General features: G+C 33.3%; 21 protein-coding genes. 6 read left to right on the forward strand and 15 right to left on the reverse strand.

Features of this window, described 5'->3' with window-relative positions; translation table 11 throughout:
* Window positions 1-112 precede the first annotated feature (112 nt).
* Window positions 113-1,414 (forward strand): sensor histidine kinase, encoded by a 1,302-nt coding sequence (locus J5G60_RS07285; protein WP_236035205.1) that lies wholly within the window; start codon window positions 113-115, stop codon window positions 1,412-1,414.
* The gene (locus J5G60_RS07290; protein WP_150356717.1) at window positions 1,414-2,340 is read left to right on the forward strand and encodes a response regulator; all 927 of its coding nucleotides are present in this window, start codon (window positions 1,414-1,416) and stop codon (window positions 2,338-2,340) included. The genes J5G60_RS07285 and J5G60_RS07290 overlap by 1 nt, the downstream gene beginning before the upstream one ends.
* A gap of 45 nt (window positions 2,341-2,385) precedes the next feature.
* Here J5G60_RS07290 and J5G60_RS07295 read toward each other — a convergent pair whose 3' ends face one another.
* The 5 genes from J5G60_RS07295 to infC all read right to left on the reverse strand — a co-directional run bounded on the left by J5G60_RS07295 (window position 2,386) and on the right by infC (window position 6,000).
* Window positions 2,386-2,520: a FeoB-associated Cys-rich membrane protein gene (locus tag J5G60_RS07295; protein WP_150356716.1), complete on the reverse strand. Its 135-nt coding sequence runs from the start codon at window positions 2,518-2,520 to the stop codon at window positions 2,386-2,388.
* A gap of 1 nt (window position 2,521) precedes the next feature.
* Window positions 2,522-4,678 (reverse strand): ferrous iron transport protein B, encoded by a 2,157-nt coding sequence (gene feoB / locus J5G60_RS07300; RefSeq protein ID WP_150356715.1) that lies wholly within the window; start codon window positions 4,676-4,678, stop codon window positions 2,522-2,524.
* Window positions 4,679-4,720: 42 nt separating this feature from the next.
* A complete protein-coding gene (locus tag J5G60_RS07305) occupies window positions 4,721-4,942 on the reverse strand; it encodes a FeoA family protein (RefSeq protein WP_150356714.1) in 222 nt (73 codons plus the stop codon).
* A 39-nt stretch (window positions 4,943-4,981) separates the two neighbouring features.
* A complete protein-coding gene (locus J5G60_RS07310; protein WP_106008614.1) occupies window positions 4,982-5,191 on the reverse strand; it encodes a FeoA family protein in 210 nt (69 codons plus the stop codon).
* 278 nt (window positions 5,192-5,469) lie between these two features.
* Window positions 5,470-6,000, reverse strand: a complete 531-nt coding sequence (infC, locus tag J5G60_RS07315) for a translation initiation factor IF-3 (protein WP_179977341.1) — start codon at window positions 5,998-6,000, stop codon at window positions 5,470-5,472.
* A gap of 171 nt (window positions 6,001-6,171) precedes the next feature.
* Here infC and J5G60_RS07320 point away from each other — a divergent pair, with 171 nt between their 5' ends.
* Window positions 6,172-8,025 (forward strand): Nramp family divalent metal transporter, encoded by a 1,854-nt coding sequence (locus J5G60_RS07320; RefSeq protein ID WP_150356713.1) that lies wholly within the window; start codon window positions 6,172-6,174, stop codon window positions 8,023-8,025.
* A gap of 5 nt (window positions 8,026-8,030) precedes the next feature.
* Here J5G60_RS07320 and J5G60_RS07325 read toward each other — a convergent pair whose 3' ends face one another.
* On the reverse strand, window positions 8,031-9,347 hold the full coding sequence (locus J5G60_RS07325) for an NRAMP family divalent metal transporter (protein WP_150356712.1): 1,317 nt from the start codon (window positions 9,345-9,347) through the stop codon (window positions 8,031-8,033).
* A 206-nt stretch (window positions 9,348-9,553) separates the two neighbouring features.
* Here J5G60_RS07325 and J5G60_RS07330 point away from each other — a divergent pair, with 206 nt between their 5' ends.
* Entirely contained in the window at window positions 9,554-10,222 is a 669-nt protein-coding gene (locus J5G60_RS07330; protein ID WP_150356711.1) for a helix-turn-helix domain-containing protein, read from the forward strand.
* An 83-nt stretch (window positions 10,223-10,305) separates the two neighbouring features.
* Here the strand turns inward: J5G60_RS07330 and J5G60_RS07335 are convergent, their stop codons facing one another.
* The 3 genes from J5G60_RS07335 to J5G60_RS07345 form a co-directional block, all read right to left on the reverse strand.
* On the reverse strand, window positions 10,306-11,124 hold the full coding sequence (locus J5G60_RS07335) for a purine-nucleoside phosphorylase (protein WP_150356710.1): 819 nt from the start codon (window positions 11,122-11,124) through the stop codon (window positions 10,306-10,308).
* Between the two features lie 50 nt (window positions 11,125-11,174).
* Window positions 11,175-12,119, reverse strand: a complete 945-nt coding sequence (gene metA, locus J5G60_RS07340) for a homoserine O-acetyltransferase MetA (protein WP_150356709.1) — start codon at window positions 12,117-12,119, stop codon at window positions 11,175-11,177.
* 76 nt (window positions 12,120-12,195) lie between these two features.
* Window positions 12,196-12,822, reverse strand: a complete 627-nt coding sequence (locus J5G60_RS07345; protein WP_150356708.1) for a cobalamin B12-binding domain-containing protein — start codon at window positions 12,820-12,822, stop codon at window positions 12,196-12,198.
* A 238-nt stretch (window positions 12,823-13,060) separates the two neighbouring features.
* Between J5G60_RS07345 and J5G60_RS07350 the strand changes: the two genes are divergently transcribed.
* Both J5G60_RS07350 and J5G60_RS07355 read left to right on the forward strand, forming a co-directional pair.
* Window positions 13,061-14,629 (forward strand): PucR family transcriptional regulator, encoded by a 1,569-nt coding sequence (locus J5G60_RS07350; RefSeq protein ID WP_150356707.1) that lies wholly within the window; start codon window positions 13,061-13,063, stop codon window positions 14,627-14,629.
* Window positions 14,622-16,463, forward strand: a complete 1,842-nt coding sequence (locus tag J5G60_RS07355; RefSeq protein WP_150356706.1) for an ASKHA domain-containing protein — start codon at window positions 14,622-14,624, stop codon at window positions 16,461-16,463. Before J5G60_RS07350 ends, J5G60_RS07355 begins: the two co-directional genes overlap by 8 nt.
* A gap of 168 nt (window positions 16,464-16,631) precedes the next feature.
* Here J5G60_RS07355 and J5G60_RS07360 read toward each other — a convergent pair whose 3' ends face one another.
* From J5G60_RS07360 to J5G60_RS07385, 6 genes are all read right to left on the reverse strand, one after another.
* A complete protein-coding gene (locus J5G60_RS07360; RefSeq protein WP_150356705.1) occupies window positions 16,632-17,741 on the reverse strand; it encodes a uroporphyrinogen decarboxylase family protein in 1,110 nt (369 codons plus the stop codon).
* Window positions 17,738-18,370 carry a cobalamin B12-binding domain-containing protein gene (locus J5G60_RS07365; protein WP_150356704.1) on the reverse strand — a complete coding sequence of 211 codons (633 nt, stop codon included), beginning with the start codon at window positions 18,368-18,370 and terminating at the stop codon, window positions 17,738-17,740. The genes J5G60_RS07360 and J5G60_RS07365 overlap by 4 nt, the downstream gene beginning before the upstream one ends.
* Window positions 18,371-18,449: 79 nt before the next feature.
* Window positions 18,450-19,007, reverse strand: a complete 558-nt coding sequence (locus tag J5G60_RS07370; protein WP_150356703.1) for a DUF2284 domain-containing protein — start codon at window positions 19,005-19,007, stop codon at window positions 18,450-18,452.
* Complete coding sequence (locus J5G60_RS07375) at window positions 19,004-19,426, reverse strand: hypothetical protein (protein WP_150356702.1); 423 nt, start codon at window positions 19,424-19,426, stop codon at window positions 19,004-19,006. The genes J5G60_RS07370 and J5G60_RS07375 overlap by 4 nt, the downstream gene beginning before the upstream one ends.
* A complete protein-coding gene (locus tag J5G60_RS07380) occupies window positions 19,419-20,027 on the reverse strand; it encodes a GTP-binding protein (RefSeq protein ID WP_150356701.1) in 609 nt (202 codons plus the stop codon). Before J5G60_RS07380 ends, J5G60_RS07375 begins: the two co-directional genes overlap by 8 nt.
* 47 nt (window positions 20,028-20,074) lie before the next feature.
* Window positions 20,075-20,872 (reverse strand): methyltetrahydrofolate cobalamin methyltransferase, encoded by a 798-nt coding sequence (locus J5G60_RS07385; protein ID WP_150356700.1) that lies wholly within the window; start codon window positions 20,870-20,872, stop codon window positions 20,075-20,077.
* Between the last annotated feature and the right edge of the window lie 146 nt (window positions 20,873-21,018).

Below are 21,018 nucleotides of genomic sequence, written 5' to 3' on the forward strand. Positions count from 1 at the left end.
AAGAGACATGAATATATAAGACTATATTATTTCATACACTTCAAATATTAATTGCAATTTTATGGTATAATGTTTTATGTCTTAAAACTGTGCTAAAGAGGTGAGTGTCTACTTGAAAACTAATGAAAACATAAAAGACGATCTATATATTTTAATTCTAATGACATTTTCACTACCCATAATAAGTCAATTAAAATTCTACCCATTTCACAACACCTTTCGTGTAAGCTTCAGTTCTGCAGTATTTCTATTTTTTTTATTGTGGGTAAAAAAAATACCTTTGGTATTATATGGAATTGCAATTGGAACATCTACCGTTGTATTTAGAATCACACTTGATTATATTTTTAAAAGTGGATTTCAATTTTACAATGATTTTCTACTACATTTTCCAGCTTTTTTTTATTATCTGGTATTTTCGTATTTACTGTATATTATAAAAATAAATAACTTTCATAATAGACCTCTTTTAATAGGAATAATAGCTACTTTTGTAGATATAACTTCCTCTACCACAGAGCTATTAATACGATTTCTAGTACTTAAAAATTCAATTTCAGCATATACCCTAGGACTAATTTTTATCATTGCCATCACAAGAAGTTTTTTTGTACTTGGATTTTTTAATATAATAAAATTAAATGAAGCCAGGACTATAGTAAAAGAAAAAGAAGAGAAAAACAGATACATGTTTTTACTCATTTCAAACTTATACGCTGAATCCATACAATTAAAAAAATCTCTTTCCTATGCTGAAAATATTACAAGAAATTGCTATAATTTATATGAAAGGCTTCAGAATAACCATTCTGACTTTAATTCAAAAAAATTATCTCAAGAGTTGTTAAATATTGCTGGACAAGTACATGAAATAAAAAAAGACAATCAGAGAATATATGCAGGTCTCTCAAAAATCATTTTATCTGAGGATTCTAAAGATTACATGAATGTAATTGAAATTGCCAGCATAATGATTAAAACTAATAGAAAATACGCTGCATCCCTTGGAAAGAAGATTGAATTTTTAACAGATATATCTTCAAATATACCGGAACTTCACAGCTATACAGTAATGTCAATTATAAATAATTTGGTGTCAAATTCCGTAGAATCCATAGAAAGGAACGGTATTATAAAAATTTACATCCACAAAACATATAGTTCAATTGTGTTTAAAGTAGAGGACAACGGAAGTGGAATACCCGAAAGAAAAAGAGAGCTTATTTTTAAACCAGGTTATACTACAAAATACAACGAACTCGGAGAACCTTCTACAGGCATAGGCCTTTCTTATGTAAAAGAAATAGTTACAAACCTAAAAGGTAAAATTTTTTTAAATAATGAAGCTAAAAATAAACAAACCATTTTTACTATTGAAATTCCCATTAAAAGTTTAGTAAGGAGGATGACATAATGAACTTTTTTATCGCCGATGACGATGACGCCATTCGTTCAATGCTGGAGGAAATTATCGAGAATAATAATTTGGGAAATGTAGTAGGTGAAGCAGTAAATGGTTCTTTAATATGCAGTGATTTTCTACACAATAAAAATGTAGACATATTGATAATTGATCTTTTAATGCCTATTAAAGACGGCCTTCAAACTATAAGCGAGCTAAATTCATCTTTTAAGGGTAAATCAATAATGATCTCTCAAGTAGAAAATAAAGAAATGATAGGCAAAGCCTATTTATTAGGAGTTCAATATTATATTACAAAACCACTAAATAAGATTGAGGTTATTGAAGTGATAAAAAGGGTCATCTCTAACATAAAACTTGAAAAATCCATAAATCATATTCAGGATACTATAAGCTCTTTAAAAACAGACAATTCAGAAAATAATATATCAACAAATAAAAACATTTTGGAATACAGTGAATTACTCCTAAGTGATTTAGGAGTAATTGGTGAAAGCGGAAGCAAGGATTTGCTTTCTATTATAAAATATTTATATACCCATAAGAACGATAACAAAACCAGTACAGTTCCAACTTTTCCTCCTCTTAAAGAACTATTTACTCACATTGCAGAGGAAAAATTAAGTGAAAATAGTAGTTTGATCAATGTACGGAAGGAAGTTAAGGCTTCCGAGCAGAGAATCAGAAGAGCTGTCATGCAGTCATTAAATTATATAGCTTCCCTCGGTCTCACTGATTATTCCAATCCTAAATTTGAAAAATATGCTGCTGAATTTTTTGATTTCATTGAAGTTAGAAAAAGAATGCTCCAGCTTCAAAATGACATTTCTTCAAATACCCCCATTCATATAAACGTTAAAAAGTTTATAAAAGTCCTGTATTTAGAATCCAAAAAACATCTTGAAAATAATTTATAGTAAAAAAGACATCGAACTAATTCAATGTCTTTTTTATAAATTAATTTATTTTTGAATGGATTTACTGCAGCCCGAGCAGCCGCAGCTGCAGCCACCGCCCCTTTTGTGAGACTTATAAGTTTTGTATGCAGAAAATCCAATTATGCCAAACAATACTACTGAAACTATAACTGTTGCCATATTATACCACCTCTTTTTCTCTTATAGGCTCTCCAACACCCTCGGCACCATGTCTCTCACTGTAAGGTCTTCTAAACATCAGATAAAGTAATCCTATAATCAAAAGAATAGCTACAGCTGTACCGATTCCAAATCCCTTCCCTGTAACAAATGAACCAATCTGGAATATAATCAGGGATACAACATATGCAAATACGCATTGATATCCAATGGAAAACATCGTCCATTTTCTTGAATTCATCTCTGTACGAACTGCACCCATAGCTGCAAAACAAGGAGCACACAGCAAGTTGAAAACTAAAAGTGAATATCCGCCAAGCAGCGAAAATGATGCTTGAAGGTTCCCCCACATCTGTGCACCATCTTCAGCAACTTCAGAGAATCCATAAAGTATTCCAAAAGTTCCAACCACATTTTCCTTGGCCATCAATCCGGTTATGGAAGCTACTGCTGCCTTCCAATTTCCCCAGCCCAACGGATCAAATATAGGTGCAATTGCATTTCCTATACTAGCAAGAATGGACTGTTCCATATCAACTGTCTGCATTCTCCAGTTAAAGGAACTAAGGAACCAAACAAGCACCGTGGCAAGAAGTATTACTGTCCCCGCCTTTTTCATAAAAGCTTTGCAGCGCTCCCACATATGGATTAAAACACCTTTTGCTCCCGGCACATGATATGGTGGAAGTTCCATTATAAAAGGAGCTGGATCACCCGAAAAAATCTTCGTCTTTTTAAGAATAATACCTGAAATAATAATTGCCGCAATTCCTAAAAAATATGCAGATGTTGCAACCCAAGCGGCTCCATGGAAAAGCGCACCTGCAATAAGTGCAATAATGGGAATCTTTGCGCTGCATGGAATAAATGTAGTTACAATGACCGTCATTCTTCTATCACTTTCATTTTCGATGGTTCTGGTGGACATAATTCCAGGTACACCACAACCTGTCCCAATAAGAATCGGAATAAAGGATTTACCTGAGAGCCCAAACCTTCTAAACAGTCTGTCCATTATAAATGCAATACGTGCCATATAACCGCAGTCTTCCAGTATAGCAAGACATAAAAACAGCATTGCCATCTGAGGTACAAACCCAAGCACAGCGCCTACTCCTGCAATAATACCATCCAGGATAAAGGAATTCAGCCAGCCGGCCGTCCCAATACTGTTTAAAATCCATTCTACATTGTTAGGTACAAAATCTCCAAATAAATTGTCATTTACCCAATCAGTCATGGCACCGCCTACCGTTGAAATGGAAAAATAATAAACTAAAAACATAATTGCCACAAAAATAGGCAGGGCCAAAATTCGATTGGTTATGATCTTATCAATTTTATCGGACATTGTAACTTTGACTTTATTTCTTCTGTACAGTACCTGTTTTGTAAGATTGCTTATATAGGAATAACGTTCATTGGTAATAATGCTTTCACTGTCATCATCAAATTTCTTTTCACAGCTTAAAATTATCTCTTCAATACGTTCTTTTAAATTCCCGCTGAGACTTACCTGTTCTAGAACCTTCTCATCCCGTTCAAATAATTTTATGGAAATCCATCGGGCGTTCACTTCATTTATATTATCTCTGACAATGCTTTCAATCTGTGCTAAAGCTTTTTCCAGAGGCTCTGAAAAAATATGAGGTGCAGAATAAGCTGTTTTGGATTTAGCAAGTTCTATAGCCCTTTCAGCTACTTCCTTTGAACCAATACCTTTTAACGCTGATGTTTCTATTACCTCACAGCCAAGAGCATCTCCCAGTTTTTTTATATTTATTGTATCTCCATTTTTTCTTACAACATCGATCATATTCAAGGCCATTACAACAGGTACACCAATTTCTATAAGCTGTGTAGTAAGGTAGAGATTTCTTTCAATATTACTGCCATCAACAATATCTATAATGGAATCCGGCTTTTCATTTATAAGATAATTTCTGGAAACCACTTCTTCCAACGTATAAGGTGAAAGAGAATAAATACCAGGCAAATCCTGAATAATAACATCTTTACGGCCCTTAAGTTTTCCCTCTTTTTTCTCCACTGTAACACCCGGCCAGTTACCAACATACTGAGAGCTGCCGGTTAAATCGTTAAACATTGTAGTCTTACCGCTGTTTGGATTACCGGCAAGAGCAATTTTAATTGACATTTACATCCCTCCTAATCGGCGTCAATTACCTAAAATACTCAACTAACTGATCTCTACTATCTCCGCTTCTTCTTTCCTCAGGCTGAGCTCATAACCTCTTACCTTAATCTCAACAGGATCTCCCAGTGGAGCTACCTTACGTATATAGATCTCTGTCCCCTTTGTAAGTCCCATATCCATAAATCTACGTTTAACGGCACCCTTTCCGTGAACCTTAACTACAGTGACATTTTCACCGCATTTTGTATCTCTCAATGTTTTCATGTTTCTAACTCCCTCCCTAAATATAAATGAAAAATCATACTACACAATAATTTTATTTGCCATTGCTTTATTTAATGCAATTCGAGCATCTTTGATATTGACTATCATATTTCCGGCAATTTCAGCTACTACAGTTACATTTTCCCCCTGGACAAATCCCAGGTTCTCCAAATGTCGACGGGTATTATCATTGCCTGTGATATTTTTAATGCTGCCTGATTCTCCAACTCTTATCATGGTAATTGGCATTTATACTCCCCTCCCACTTTATTTTCTCCTCCTAAACTAATAAGCTGTTGATTATGTATAGCTAAATGAAGATCATTAACATAAGATATCGAATTTCATTAACAAAGGATAATGATATTCAATATCATTTATGTATTTATTATAATATACTTACTTTCTTTTGTAAATATGTTTGTTAAAATTAATAATACTCAATTGACTTTACATTTTTACATAAAATAAAATCAGGGTCTGAAATTATCAAACCCTGATTTTTACTCTACTCTATTTAAAAAGTACTACTTTTTGGGAGCTAGAATCATAAACATGTTGTTTCCCTCCAATTTAGGTGCTCTTTCCACCGACGCACTTTCTTCTACCTTATCCAAAAACACATCCATTACTTTTCTTCCTAAATTGGTGTAGTTGTTTTGCCTTCCCCTAAATCTTATAGAAACTTTTACTTTATTGCCCTTATTTAAAAATTTTTTTGCATTATTGGCTTTAATTTCTATATCATTCAATTCAATAGTAGCACTTAACCTAATCTCCTTCATTTCAACAATTTTTTGATTTTTTCTGGCCACTTTGGCCTTCTTAGATTGTTCATAGAGAAATTTGCTGTAATTCATGATTTTACACACCGGCGGTTTTGCCTGAGGTGAAACCATCACTAAATCCATGCCTCTTTCCCTAGCCATTTCCAGAGCCTCTCTGGTTTTTAAAATTGTACTCTCTTTTTCCCCAACCAATCTAATTTTGTCCACCCTAATTTGTTCATTTAAATTATTATTTTTATTAATAATATACACCTCCACAATTATACTCATCTATTTATTATTATATCCAAGGATTTCCCCTTCTGCAACTGAAAAATATAACTGTTTGTTAAACTCACCTCATATTTTATAAAATTTTAATAATGCAAAGTATATTAAATCCTATTATAATAGTATTTAGCAAATCTTAAAAATTACCTTTAGCTTTGAGGGGGCATACTTATGAGAGAAAATAACAATTTAATTGAAATTCCAAAGGGAAAAAGCTTTTATAAAAAATTAATGGCCTTTATAGGCCCTGCATACCTGGTAAGCGTCGGCTACATGGATCCGGGCAATTGGGCTACAGATATTGCAGGTGGAAGTAAATTTGGCTACAATCTCATATGGGTAATATTAATATCCAACATAATGGCAATTTTTTTTCAAACCCTATGTGCAAGATTGGGTATTATAACCGGCAAGGATTTAGCTCAAGCATGCAGAAGCCACTACAACACAGCTGTAAATTATATATTATGGATTTTATGTGAAATCGCCATTGTTTCCACGGATATTGCAGAAGTCTTAGGGACAGCTATAGGTTTAAATTTAATATTTAACCTTCCACTAATATATGGCGTAATCATAACCGGATTTGACACACTACTTCTCCTATTTCTGGATAGATTCGGCATCAGAAAAATGGAAGCTTTTATCATAGGTTTAATTGCCATAATAGGTATAAGCTTCTTTATAGAAATTATCATATCAAAACCCGACTATCACGGAATAGCTTTAGGATTTATACCAAATCTTCCAAATAAAGATGCACTTTTTATAGCTATAGGTATAATAGGAGCCACTATAATGCCGCACAATCTTTATCTTCATTCTTCCATTGTACAGACAAGAAACATAGAGAGAACAGAAAGCGGTCTAAAACAGGCTGTTAAATTCAATAACATAGATTCACTGGTAGCATTAAATTTGGCTTTTCTCGTAAATGCAGCAATACTCATACTAGCTGCCTCGGTATTTCATAGAAGCGGCAACTACGGGGTAGATGATATTTTAAAAGCCCACAAACTTCTTGAGCCTGTTCTGGGAAGCACTTTAGCTCCTATTTTATTCGGCGTTGCTCTAATTGCCGCCGGACAATCTTCAACTATAACTGGCACTTACGCAGGTCAAATCGTAATGGAAGGCTTTATTCATCTTAGAGTTCAGCCCTGGGTAAGAAGACTTATCACAAGAATACTTGCAATAATACCCTCAATTTTAACTATAATCTATTTTGGCGATTCAGCTACAGGAGAACTACTTATAATAAGTCAGGTGATACTCAGTCTTCAGCTGGCCTTTGCCTTAATTCCTCTTATACATTTTGTCAGCAGTAAGAATTTAATGAAGGGATTTGCCATTTCCAAGAAGGCACAAATACTTGCATGGCTTTTATCTATTTTAATAATATACTTAAATGTGAGACTTGTTATCGAAACACTTATGGAATGGATGTCTAAAAGCAATTTAAAATCTTTCGAATATCTATCCATAACAATTTGCATAATGATGGGCATCTTGCTAGTTTATATAATATTTGAACCTATAATTTCCAAATCAGGAAACAGGGATGCAGTTGATATACACGGTGACGTACTCTTTCCTGAAATAAATAAAATTGAACCTTACAATAGTATTGCATTAGCTCTTGATTTCAGTAAAAATGACAGAGACGTATTATCTCAGGCTGTAAATTTTTGCAGCAAAGACAGTAATTTAATCCTAATTCACATAGTGGAAAGTGTAAGTGCCAGCATATACGGTAAAAAAGCAAATGATGTAGAAAGTAAAAGAGATATTGAGAGACTTAACATGTATGTGGAAAAATTACAATCACTGGGTTTCCAAAGTGTTATCCCAGAAGTAGGTTATGGAAAGGCAGAAAAATCTCTTGTCAAAATTGTGGAAAAACATCATGCTGATCTGATCATATTCGGTACCCATGGTCATCATGGCATAGCCGATATACTATTTGGCACAATAACAGATAAGGTAAAACACAAACTTTCCATCCCAATTTTGATTGCAAAATAATGGTATTACAATACAAAAGAATGCACTATAAACAACAAAGCTGTCCCAATCAATAGAACTGCAACTATGCAGACCCTGATATTCACAAAAAAACTGTTTTTGTAGCTTCCCATTATCTCTTTTTTGTTCGTAAATATTACTAGAAAAATCAATATGGGGATTATCAAAATACCTCCTATAATCTGCGTTAAAAGTGCCATGCAATTCAAAGGAAGATTTGGTATTAGCATAATAAAAGCTGCTATTAGAGCACTTCCAATATATACAGCATAAAATTTAGGCGCTTCACTTATACTGTCGTTTAAACTGTGATTCCATTTAAAAGCTTCCGCAGTACACCAGGAAGAAGATAAGGCTATTGTTATAGATGCAATAAGCCCTGCGTTAAATAAGCCTGCTGCAAACAGTACTGCGGCTGTTTTTCCGGTATTAGCTCCAATGGCCTTTATTATTAGATTGGGCCCAGCGCTTTCCATATTCCCCATTTGACCAAATAATGCGGTACCGGAAATAATTACGCAAAGAGCTATTATCACTTGAACTATACATCCTATACGGGTATCAACACGTCCAATACGTATGTGCTCTGCAACCGCTCCCCTATCTATACAGGCACTTCCCTGAAAAAATATCATCCAGGGCGCTACTGAATTTCCTATAATTGCAACAATATACCATAGTAGATCAGGGCTGTATACATTACAATTCCATTTTACAAAGGTATTTAATATAGACTGTAGATCAGGTTTAACCATAAATGCAATTATAACAAATACTATATTGACAATTCCCATAAAAAGTGCTATTTTCTCTTTTTTTAAATAGCCCTTGAAAGTTATAATTGATAACATGAATACCAGGCTAATAACAGTTCCCAGCCAGAGAGGTATACCAATCATTATAAGGCCTGCCGTCATTCCCATGAATTCAGTAGTCAACATTAAAATATTTTCAATGAGTAAAGTATATAGGTGATATTTCATCCAAAACTTACCATAATATTTACCAATAAGGAGCATAAATCCCTTCTGACTGACATTTCCAAGCCTCATGGACATTTCTTGAACTGTATACGTCAGCACACTAAGACAAATAGTAAGAGGTATAAATAAACTTATGCCAAATTTAGCACCGGTCATACAATAGGAAATAATTCCTCCTGCATCATTATCCCCCATTGCAGCCAAAACGCCGGGACCTATAAGGGCCAACACCGCCATATTTAATTTTAACTTATTATTTTTTTCCCTGACTGCTGTATTCTCAAATTTTAAGTTGCCTACATTAAGCCCATTTAAACTATTTTCATCTAATTGGTTCATTTATCTGCACCTCCATATATTGTCCTGATAATAGCTGATAATATATACTATACTTTTACCCTGAAATTGTTGCTTATATCTCAAATTATTGTTGAAATAATTTCAACAGTTTTTTTATATACTAATCGAAACTTTAGTGCATATAATCTACTATAGGTAATATAATTACAAGGCAATCGTCTAATAAATTAAGGAGTGAATAAAGTGTGTATGAGAGAAAATCTGAACTCGGCGCCCTCATCAGGGATTTATTGAAAAAAAACTCGCTTTCTATGCGTAAACTCAGTGCTTTAAGTGGAATAGACACTTCAACTATTTCAAGAATTGTGAATGGAAAACAACGTGCGAATATGAAACATATTCAAAGTTTTGCCAGATGCTTAAATGTATCCATAGAAAAACTACTGATAGCAGATGGATATGACATAGACATTTTAAACAATGAAAATTTTATAAACTCGCCTTCCTTTATAAAAAACATTCAGGAACTTTTAAAATTTTCAAATCTGCTTGATTACCACTATGATCTATGCAAAATAGAAGAGGAACTTGAAAAATACAAAAAATATGCTGCTACAAAAGAAGGTAAAAACATTGTATATAAGAATTTTAAAGAAAAGATAAATACCGTAAACGGAAGTGGACTGTTTGTAGATGAGCTAAAACAGATGTATGAAAAATTTTGTAATGACACTTCTCCTGAAGAAATTCGTATTCTACTTGGAAGCGGGCTTTTGTATTTCATACTTTCAATTGATATTATTCCCGACTATGTATTCCCTTTTGGATATCTGGATGACGTCATAGCTATAAAATTGGTACTTCACCATATTGCAGAAGTAAATGCCAGAAATGAAAAACTGCTTCAAAAATGATATTGACATATTATACAGTTAAATATGAGGTTTGTATTAAAAAGATAAATGACACCAAATCCACCTGTGATCTGGTGTCATTACTATATTATTTTAATTATTTCTTTAGTAAAATTTATAAATTTCTTACTGGCAGCAGCAGAAGTTTTTATAACTTCTTCATGGCTCAATCTATGATTCAATATACCTGCTGCCATATTTGTTATACAGGATATTCCCAAAACTTTCATACCGCTGTGATTGGCTGCAATTACCTCAGGAACTGTAGACATCCCCACTGCATCTCCACCAAGTATGCCCAACATATTTATTTCCGCTGGTGTTTCATAGCTGGGGCCGGTCATATATACATATACTCCCTCCTGAAGAGAAATTCCCAATTTAAATGCCGCCTTTTTTGCCATTTCTCTAAGTCCTTTATCATAGGCTTCAGACATATCCGGAAATCTAGAACCAAATTCATCCATATTCTGTCCTATAAGTGGATTTTGTCCTGATAGATTTATATGGTCTTTTATGAGCATCAAATCTCCACTGCTGTAATTTTTATTTATTCCACCTGAAGCATTGGTAACTATGATGGATTCAATGCCTATCATTTTCATGACCATAATAGGAAAAATTATATCTTTCATAGAATACCCTTCATAATAATGAAATCTTCCTTGCATGGCAAACACAGCTTTATTCTCAAGTTTTCCTATCACAAGGCGGTTCTTATGACCCTGTACTGTAGAAACAGGGAAATGAGGTATATCCCTATATCTATAGATTTCAGCACTTTCAATTTCATCCGCTATATTTCCCAAACCAGAACCAAGTATAATTCCTATTTTAGGTTTCAATTTCATATTTAAACTTATAAAACCTACTGCTTCTTTTACATTTTCATTTAAATTCATAATATACCGTTGATTCCATTTAACTACAACGATTTTTACCCTCCTCTAACTTATCTGATTCTATCCAATCTTTTTAAAGGTTCTATTTTATTTAAGTCATATGGAGTTTCTTGATAAACATAATAATTCAGCCAGTTTGAAAACAACAGATTGGAATGTCCCCGCCATCTTACTACTGGATCTTTCTCAGGATCATCCTGTGGAAAATAATTTCTTGGTATCTTTATATTACTTCCCTTGGCCTTGTCTCTTAAATACTCTGATTTTAAAGTAAGGGGATCATATTCAGAATGTCCCATAACAAAAATTTGCCTTGCATTTTTATCTAATACCAGGTATATTCCTGCTTCATCTGATTCTGCAACTATAGTCAACTCGTCTACTTTTTCGATATCCTCTCTTCTAACCTCTGTATATCTAGAGTGAGGGGCAAAAAATTCATCATCAAACCCTCTGACCAATTTAACATCCTTTTGTACCACCCTATGCTTAAATACTCCAAACATCTTCTCCTTTAAACTATATTTGGGAATACCATAATGATAATATAATCCCGCCTGGGCTCCCCAACATATATGCAAAGTGGAGTATACATTGTGTATACTCCATTCCATTATATTCTCAAGCTCTTCCCAATAATTCACCTGTTCAAATTTCAGATGTTCTATTGGAGCTCCGGTTATAATCAATCCATCAAACTTCTCATCTTTTACATCATCAAAAGTTTTATAGAAGTTAGTTAGGTACTCTTCCGAAGTATTTTTAGATATATGAGTTTTGGGATGGAGTAATTCGACTTCAATTTGCAGCGCAGTATTACCTATAAGTCTCAAAAGTTGTACTTCTGTGGTAATTTTAATTGGCATCAAATTTAAAATAGCTATCTTAAGAGGCCTGATATCTTGATGAAATGCTATATTTTCAGGCATGACAAATATATTTTCATTGTTCAAAATTTCAGCAGCTGGTAAATCATCTCTTATTTTTATTGGCATGTTATCACCTCTAAAGTATAAATTGTATTAAATTTTATTATAGCATAGTGTTATATATAAATACAACTCAACTAATTCAATCCAATCGATATAATTTTTTACAGTATCTAACAGTTTCTTGAATGGTTTTGCACAACATATCAGCTTTTACATACTTACGCACATATTCATCTAAAGGTCCTCCTCCAATTAAAATCTTTAAATCCTTTCTAAGCCCTTTATTTTGAATTGATTGTATACATTCCCTCAAATTATCAAAGCAGTTTGTAAGAAGACATGAAATTCCAACTACCTTGGGTTTATATTGTTTAATTGCTTCTATAAATTCTTCAGTAGCTACGTCCGTACCTAGATCTATTACACGAAAGCCATTACTTTTCATGACAGTAGCAACAATATTTTTGCCTACATCATGTATATCCCCATATATAGTTCCTATAATAAAATTTCCCTGTTCTGAAGTATTCAAAGGAAATTCCTTCCTAAGTATTTGTGAAGCTTCTTTAAATATCTCCCCAGATATAATGAGTTCAGACATGAAATACTTTTTTTCTTCAAAATTCTTTCCTACGATCTCTATTCCCCTCTGTAAATACTGAATAATTTCCAATACCGGAACATTGTTTTTTATAAGAGACTTTACCTCCTCAATAACTATATCTTCATTTAATTCTGCCATTGCTTTCACAAGTGTTCTGTTCATAAGATATCCCTACCCTCTAATCTATAAAAATGAACCCTTTGTATATAACCTATCATAAATACATCAATAAAACACCATACACAATGAACAAATTTCAATATAAAAATAAGCATTATGTGCATTTTATATGTATTTTCTCAATTTTATTTAAATTTAAAATTTATGCTTCTTATTTATAAATTATACCTTTAAATCCAATGCATAATAGTTTATTATTTCTATATGGGGAGTGTCCAACATGAATTTAACTATGCACAGTCTTTTAAATAAAATAAATAAATATAATCCCAAGTTATATATATGTCAAAAAGAAGACATATCAATTAAAGCCGTAAAATTTCTCAGTGAAAGTCAATCTTTTTTTAACCCAGATTATCTATATGTAGGAAAGGATTCAGATTTTCCAAAGGTTTTGCCTCAGAATAGTACTGTCAATATACTTTGTATTTCAAATAACCTTATGACTTTTAAATACGCAAAAAAACCTATGTTAAATCTAATAGTGTTAGACGATAAGATAAATATATTTAAAATTTTCAATGAAATACAGGAGATTATTATAGAATATCAGGAATCAGATATTAATTCATCCAAATTACTAAATGCACTGATCAGTGGAAAAGGTATTCAACATATTGTAAACGTTGGATATGAGATACTTGGAAATCCTATATGTATTCTAGATCTAAGTTTTAAACTAATTGCTTCTTCAAAGAATGCAAAAGTAGATGATCCAATATGGGTTGAACTTCTAACTAAAGGTTATTGTTCTTATAACTTTACATCCAAACACAATATCAAAAAATTTATAGAAATAATTCACAAAAATAATTCTCCTGTATTCATGAATAAGGATAAATTTAGAATTCCAAGAATAATATCAAATATAAAGATCAACAACACAGTGGTGGCTTATCTTACATCTTTGGAATATGAAAAGCCTTTTTCCAGAAACGACATGGACCTAATTATACTCTTATGCAGAATAATATCTTCCGAAATGCAAAAAAACAGGTTTTTTCAAAATGCAAAGGGGTTTAGATATGAAAATTTTATAATAGATCTGCTCGATGGCAGTGAAAACAATAAAAAAACAATAGAAGATAGATTAAATTTCTTAGATTTAAACTTCTATTATAACCTGTATGTACTTGTAATATTTGTTCCCCAGAATAAGTTTGTTCACACTTCACTACACCAGGTAATGGACACAATTGAATATATGCTCCCCGGATCTAAAATAATTATATATAATGATTTTATTGTTGCACTCATAAATCGTAAAGATAAAATCTTCAATATTGAACACACTTTTTCAAGATTAATAACTTTTTTTAAAAGCAATAATATCTATGGCGGACTAAGCCGCTGTTTCCATAACATAGCTGATATAAAAAATTACTATGAACAGTCAGTAAAGTCCATTGAACTTGGAATAAGGCTTATAAAAGATAAATTTCTCTTTTACTATGAAGATCTAGCAATATACCATCTATTAGAGATCTGTTCCCGGCAGGAGGATTTAAAAAAGTTCTGTCATGCCTCAATATTTGCACTGATAAAATACGACAAGATCAATAATACAAACTATCTTCACTGCCTTTACACATATCTATTAAATGAAAAAAACCAATTGAAAACAGCCAGTAATTTAAACATCTGCAGAAGTACTCTGTCTCATCGCTTGAAAAGAATTCAGCAGATAATGAACATAGACCTAAATGACACTACTACAATTTTGAGCCTCACCCTAACTTTTATGATTTTTAAATATATGGATATTTATGGAGGTGTTATTCATGAATAATTACGTAATTACTTTTAAACCTATAAATCAAAAAATCTCCATTCCTGAAGGAAGCACTCTTAAGGACGCAATTGTAAAATCAGGATTGGATTTTGATTTTCCCTGCGGCGGAATAGGAAAATGTGGTAAATGTGCTGTCAAAGTTCTAAGTCCCAAAATTGAAACACTTAAAAAAGAATTGGAACATCTCAGTAAAAATGAAATCTTAAAAAATATACATCTAGCTTGTCTAACAGAAATCCACGACAATATGATTGTAGAATTGAACATGAGAAAAAATACAGATTATAACATACTACAGTCATCTGTTGAAAAAAAATCCGACCTACTTCCTCTTTTAAAAAAAGATTTCATTCAGCTAGACGCTCCTTCTCTAGAAAACCAAAAATCCGACTTGAATCGTTTAAGAGAAAAACTCACTTTAAAAAATTCTGAATATAAGAATCTAAAAATTGGGATTTCAACTCTGCGCCAATTGCCTGACAAGCTCCGTGAGGCATGCAATAAAGTAACTGTGGTAATCGGTAAAGATGAAATCCTGGGAATAGAAGAGGGTGATACCTGCCATAAAATGTTTGGTATAGCCTTTGACATTGGAACTACAACCGTAGTTGGATATCTAATGGATTTATACAGTGGAAAGGAGCTCGCTGTTTCATCTTCACTCAACCCCCAAATTAAATTTGGCGCAGATGTAATTTCTCGTACAAACTATGCCAATCAAAATAACAACGGTTTAGAATCACTCCAGTCTACTATTGTAAAATTGCTAAATGAACTAATAGATAATGTATCACAAAAATCAAACGTAAAAAAAGATGATATATACGTCTCAACTGTAGTGGGAAATACCTGCATGCATCATCTTTTTCTGGGTTTAACTCCACGGTATATAGCAGCTGTTCCCTATGTTCCTGTAGTAAATGAAAGTGTAAAATTAAGTTCATTAGAATTAAAATTAAACATAAACCCTAATGGAAGAGTATTTGCACTGCCTACTATTGCCGGGTTTGTAGGAGCTGATACAGTAGCTGTAATTTTAGCTACAGATATGGATAAAAGCAAAGATATAAAATTAGCCGTTGACATAGGAACCAACGGTGAAATGGTACTAGGTTCTTCTAAAAAACTCGTGTCCTGTTCTACTGCAGCAGGTCCTGCTTTTGAGGGAGCCCAAATAAGCAGTGGAATGAGAGGAGCTAATGGGGCTATAGATCATGTATATTTTGGAAAAGAAATGACTTATACAGTTATTGGTAACGAAAAGCCCCGGGGAATATGCGGCTCTGGACTTTTAGATATCATTGCAGGATTTGTAAAAGTTGGCCTTATTAATAAAAGAGGTAAATTATTATCACCGGATAAATTCACCAATCCCGCGGCAAAAAAATACAGTGATCGCATAATAAGTTACAATAATGCAAATGCCTTTTTAATGGTATCTGAATCCGAAACTGCCTATGACAATCCTATATTGGTAACGCAAAAAGACATCACTTCACTTCAGTTGGCAAAAGGAGCGATTTCAGCTGGTATTAAAATACTCATAAAAAATCTTGGAATAAATCTAGACGATATTAAAGAAGTTCTCCTGGCCGGTGCTTTTGGAAATTACATGAATCCGCACAGTGCCTGTACAATAGGCCTTATTCCCAAAGAACTGGAATCTAAAATCAAACTAGTGGGAAATGCCGCCGGCAGCGGTGCAAAACTTGCCCTCTTATCACAAAGTGAATTTGAACGGGCAGATAGAATTGCAAATAAAGTAACCTATATTGAACTGGGGGCACAAAAGCATTTCAATCTGGAATTTGCCCGTGGAATGCAGTTTTAAAAAAAGAATCAACAAAGTTCAAAGCCCAAACAATTCTAATTCCAGATAATTAGTTAAATATTACATTTGAGCTTTGAACTTCAATCAAGTGATTCTCAGGTTCAAATGGAGTTTGCTTATAAGAAATGCTTTTCCATGATCAATTTTTATATGAACTCAAGAATCCACTTACTTTCCAGTTGCTGCAGAAATCATGGCTTTTACGTTTTCAGGCTTTGCATTAGGAGGTATGCAACAACCTTGAGCCAATATATATCCAGATGGTCCTATATCTTTTATTAACTTTACACTATAGTTATATACTTCATCCGGATTACTAAGAACAAACATAGATGGTGGCACATCACCCATTATACACATACGTGAACCTAATACTTCTTTCACTTTATAAATATTTGTACTTCCATCAATTGATATAATGCATTTTCCTTTAGGAAATTCTTTAAAAAACTCCAGATCTCTTTCCCAATCCGAATCAAGATGAAAAATTGGTACAACTCCCTCTTCTATAATCACATCAGTCAGCCTTTTAAAATAAGGCCATACAAACTTCTGCCAAAGTCTAGAGGATAAAAATACACTAGCGGTACGCCACCCACCTATCCATACACTAAGAGGTTTAATAGCTGCAATCTGCTTTTTTACATCTTTAATAATATACTCTATTGCTACATCCATCACAGCCTGTACTTTATCTGGAATTTTAAATAAATCTGTTGTAAATCTAGTCATAGTACGACCTCCACAAAAGCTTTCATAAGGTATTGCAAAAATGCTTCCTACATATGGTACTATACCTGATTCTGACAACCTCTTCATTGCTCCAGGAACACATTTCATATTATTATGCAATTTATTTGGTAAGTTATCCATTTTATCTATCAAAAACTTATTTAAAAATTTTTCGTATCCTTTGCTTATAATAACGTCATAGTCTTCAGGTTTCATCAATTCTTTTTCATCTGCTTGCCAAAGAGATCCCTCTGGCAGTTCTCTTCCCGGAATCTTAAATTTTGAAAGCCAAATTTTGCTAAGTGCATATTCATTAAAAAAGCAAACTTGAGTTCCATCTATTTCCCCAATAGTAGTGCAAGCTTTACACATTGCATCCGTTGATTTTTCAGTACTAGATGCATATTCAGACATTTTCATTCCTATATAATTTGCGCAGAAAGCATCTGCATTAAATAATACTGGTGTTCTATCCGGTTTGCCAAGCTCCACAGCAGTATTAATCCTACTCAAACGTTCATTATATAATTCCTGGTTGCTTTTCATTTTGCTGCACCTCCCATAATTTCTTTACAAAAGTCTACAGTTTGCTGGGCATCCTTACACACCATATCTGCATTTGCATACTTACCTGTGGCTTCATCTACAGGCCCTCCACCTATCAATATTTTCAAGTCCTTTCGAAGTCCTGCATCTTCTATAGTTTTTATACACTCTCTTATATTGTTAAAACAGGTAGTTAAAAGACAGGATATTCCTATAACCTTAGGTTTATACTTTTTTATGGCTTCAATGTATTTTGAAGTAGGTACATCAACCCCCAGATCTATGACTTCAAACCCATTGCTTCTCATCACAGTAGATACAATATTTTTTCCTATGTCATGGATATCATCGTATATCGTTCCTATTACAAATTTGCCATATTTGGAATCAGTGGATTGATCCAACCCGCCGATTAGCTGTGAAGCTTCATTAAACACTTCTGCAGACATAATGAGCTCTGAAAGAAAATACTCCTTTTCCTCAAATTTCTTCCCCACAATTGACATACCTTCCTGTAAATAACCTATGATTTCAAGTGGAGCAGTTCCAACTTCCTTCAATCTTTTTACTTCCGAAAGTACCATGTCTTCATCTAGATTTGCCATTGCATCAACTAACTTTTTACTCATAACATATCCTCCCTTTAATAAACATAAAAATCTTGATGTTAACTTTTTTATCATAAATTAAATAATATAACTTAAAACATTAACCTTCATTGAAAAGTATTAACCCTGCATAAGAAATTGTATTCAACCCGTTATAATATGGAATCCCGCAGCTTTTTTCAAGAGCTATTACATCAATTCCATAGGCCTCCAAGGACGAAAGCGCCCTGTCTGGAAATCTGCACTCAGTTCCTTCAACATAGGTACATACCTTGCAGAGCCTGCAGCATCCAGCACTTAAAGGCAATATCTCTTTAAACTTGTATTTAGCCCTCACGTGAGAAAGAATTTTTCTAAATATTTCCTCATGAATTTGAGCTGAAGCCTTCATTCCCTTTAGGTCAAAGGTACCTGACAGTTGATGTACTGTCTGTATTAGAAGTCCCTCATTATATCCTTTAGCTTTAGCTATCAATTCATCAATTGGACCTACAGCTGGTGGTCCCATCCAGTTGGTGTTGTAATTGCCGCAGACATTTTTTTCACATGCCTTTCTGGCATCCTCATAAAATTTAATCTGTGATACATCTATCATCGCTGCATGATCAGCCTTTAATTCAATTGCTTCTTTTACCAAAGATTGAAATTTAGATCTCATACATTTCTCTCCTCTGAATCAATGGATAAACTTTTATTCAGATTTTTTAAGGCCTCTGACTTTAAACTTTCCTCATCAGTTCCAAAAACAATCAGTGTAATATTTAAGTCAATATGCTTAATATTGCTTTCATCTTGTCCTGATAATTCTTTTACATTAATTTTTTTACCAGTAGTCGCAATCCAGATATTAAAATTATTTTCACTCTTTGCAAAAACCTTCAAATGTCCTATAAAATATTTATTCTTCTGTACCCATTTTTTAACATTATTCATAAATTCTAAAATACTATCTCTGATTTCATCTCCTGTAAGTTCATTTTTGAACTCAAAAGAATTGGAATAGGAAAATACTGCAGGTGTCTCCTTAAACCTTCCATAAAAAATTCCATGGAAATGATCTCTATGGATATCATTCATATTTTCCAGTCACCTCTTTCCATATATCTTTATCTGTACTTGTATTTGCAGACAACATATGCAAACCAGCCGTTGAATTAAGCTTTTTCACATGATTTTTTATTTGTTCTAATTCTTTTTCTTTAACTAAATCCATTTTGTTTATAAGTATTATATCCCCATCTGCTATTTGATTAGTTATAAGTACAGGCGTTACAGCAATGAGCTCCTTAAAACGCTCTCCATCTACTACTGTTACAATTTTTATACTATCTATGTTTTTTCCATACTCCTTCAATGTACTCAATATTCTACCAGGATAAGCCAATCCCGTGGTTTCAATAATTACCCATTCAGGATCTATTTTTTCATGAATATCATTTAATGTAATTATAAGATCTGAAGAAAGCTGGCAGCATATACATCCTGAAAATAATTCTCTGACACTTAAGCCACTGTATTCAAGAACCTTATCATCAACTCCAATTTCTCCAATCTCATTCTCAATAATCACCACGTTTGATTTAACTGAATTTTTGTTTTCCAGCAGGAAATGTGACAGAGACAATATTAAACTTGTTTTTCCTGAACCGAGAAATCCTCCAAAAATAATTAAATTCACTTTATTTTGCCTCCTTTTTTCAGACTAAAAACACAAATCCAAATTTATTATTTATATATGCCATCGCGAAAACCTTTGATAAATTTCCTTGAAAACCTGTCCTGGCCCATCAATGTCTGAGATGCCATAAGCGAGGCTCTCATTTCATTATCTGTCGGATCCAAAATATAGGAATCCATTCCCCTTGCCATGGTCTGTATCATAAATGTCCTATTCAGTAATTTTCTTGCAGGAAGGCTGTAAGATATGTTTGTAAGCCCGCAGACAGTGTGTATTCCAGGGTATTTTGCCATAATTTCCTCTATGGCATCAAGTACTTCTACTCCATGCTTTTCTCCTGCACTTATAGGTTTTATAAGAGGATCTATATATATGTCATGAATGTCAATTCCCTCATCTGTAAGCCTGCTAACAAGGTATTCTGCAATTCTAAGTCTATCTTCTTGTGTTTTTGGCATTCCGGTATTATCAATACAAAGAGCTATGATTTTGGAATTGTATTTTTTTATCAGCGGAAGTACCGCACTCCATCTTTCATCCTCACCTGTTATAGAATTTATCATAGGCCTTCCATTTTGTGACTTTCCAAGTCCAGCATCTAAAGCAAGAGGGTTTGGACTATCTATACAAAGAGGCAAGCTGCACCCTTTAAGCACATTGTCTACTAGCCATTTCATAATTTCAACCTCAGCCTGCATAAACGTGCCGCAGTTCACGTCAATATATGTAGCTCCACTCTCCTGTTGAAGTTTTGCAATATACCTTATATACTGTCCATCTTTCTTTTTCACAGCTTCAGATATCAGTTTTCTGCTGGTATTTATTAATTCCCCTATAATTTCCATTTACTCTGCCTCCCTTTAATTAAACATTTACATTAACCATAGAATAGCACATGTATTCCGTAAATTCATCTTACATAGTGACTAATTCTACTATATTTATTTATACATATTGTATTCTTTTAAAAAATTACTTTTATACCTATAAC

Origin of the sequence: Clostridium sp. HV4-5-A1G (genome assembly GCF_900184915.1) — a bacterium.
Taxonomy (GTDB): Bacteria; Bacillota; Clostridia; order Clostridiales; family Clostridiaceae; genus Clostridium_B; species Clostridium_B aromativorans.

Excerpts from the sequence above, each read along its gene's own strand:
- J5G60_RS07290 (WP_150356717.1), top strand. The coding sequence starts at position 1,414 with ATGAACTTTTTTATCGCCGATGACGATGACGCCATTCGTTCAATGCTG.
- J5G60_RS07295 (WP_150356716.1), bottom strand. The coding sequence starts at position 2,520 with ATGGCAACAGTTATAGTTTCAGTAGTATTGTTTGGCATAATTGGATTT.
- feoB (WP_150356715.1), bottom strand. The coding sequence starts at position 4,678 with ATGTCAATTAAAATTGCTCTTGCCGGTAATCCAAACAGCGGTAAGACT.
- J5G60_RS07305 (WP_150356714.1), bottom strand. The coding sequence starts at position 4,942 with ATGAAAACATTGAGAGATACAAAATGCGGTGAAAATGTCACTGTAGTT.
- J5G60_RS07310 (WP_106008614.1), bottom strand. The coding sequence starts at position 5,191 with ATGCCAATTACCATGATAAGAGTTGGAGAATCAGGCAGCATTAAAAAT.
- infC (WP_179977341.1), bottom strand. The coding sequence starts at position 6,000 with ATGAGTATAATTGTGGAGGTGTATATTATTAATAAAAATAATAATTTA.
- J5G60_RS07320 (WP_150356713.1), top strand. The coding sequence starts at position 6,172 with ATGAGAGAAAATAACAATTTAATTGAAATTCCAAAGGGAAAAAGCTTT.
- J5G60_RS07325 (WP_150356712.1), bottom strand. The coding sequence starts at position 9,347 with ATGAACCAATTAGATGAAAATAGTTTAAATGGGCTTAATGTAGGCAAC.
- J5G60_RS07335 (WP_150356710.1), bottom strand. The coding sequence starts at position 11,124 with ATGAATTTAAATGAAAATGTAAAAGAAGCAGTAGGTTTTATAAGTTTA.
- metA (WP_150356709.1), bottom strand. The coding sequence starts at position 12,119 with ATGCCAATAAAAATAAGAGATGATTTACCAGCTGCTGAAATTTTGAAC.
- J5G60_RS07345 (WP_150356708.1), bottom strand. The coding sequence starts at position 12,822 with ATGAACAGAACACTTGTGAAAGCAATGGCAGAATTAAATGAAGATATA.
- J5G60_RS07350 (WP_150356707.1), top strand. The coding sequence starts at position 13,061 with ATGAATTTAACTATGCACAGTCTTTTAAATAAAATAAATAAATATAAT.
- J5G60_RS07355 (WP_150356706.1), top strand. The coding sequence starts at position 14,622 with ATGAATAATTACGTAATTACTTTTAAACCTATAAATCAAAAAATCTCC.
- J5G60_RS07360 (WP_150356705.1), bottom strand. The coding sequence starts at position 17,741 with ATGAAAAGCAACCAGGAATTATATAATGAACGTTTGAGTAGGATTAAT.
- J5G60_RS07365 (WP_150356704.1), bottom strand. The coding sequence starts at position 18,370 with ATGAGTAAAAAGTTAGTTGATGCAATGGCAAATCTAGATGAAGACATG.
- J5G60_RS07370 (WP_150356703.1), bottom strand. The coding sequence starts at position 19,007 with ATGAGATCTAAATTTCAATCTTTGGTAAAAGAAGCAATTGAATTAAAG.
- J5G60_RS07375 (WP_150356702.1), bottom strand. The coding sequence starts at position 19,426 with ATGAATGATATCCATAGAGATCATTTCCATGGAATTTTTTATGGAAGG.
- J5G60_RS07385 (WP_150356700.1), bottom strand. The coding sequence starts at position 20,872 with ATGGAAATTATAGGGGAATTAATAAATACCAGCAGAAAACTGATATCT.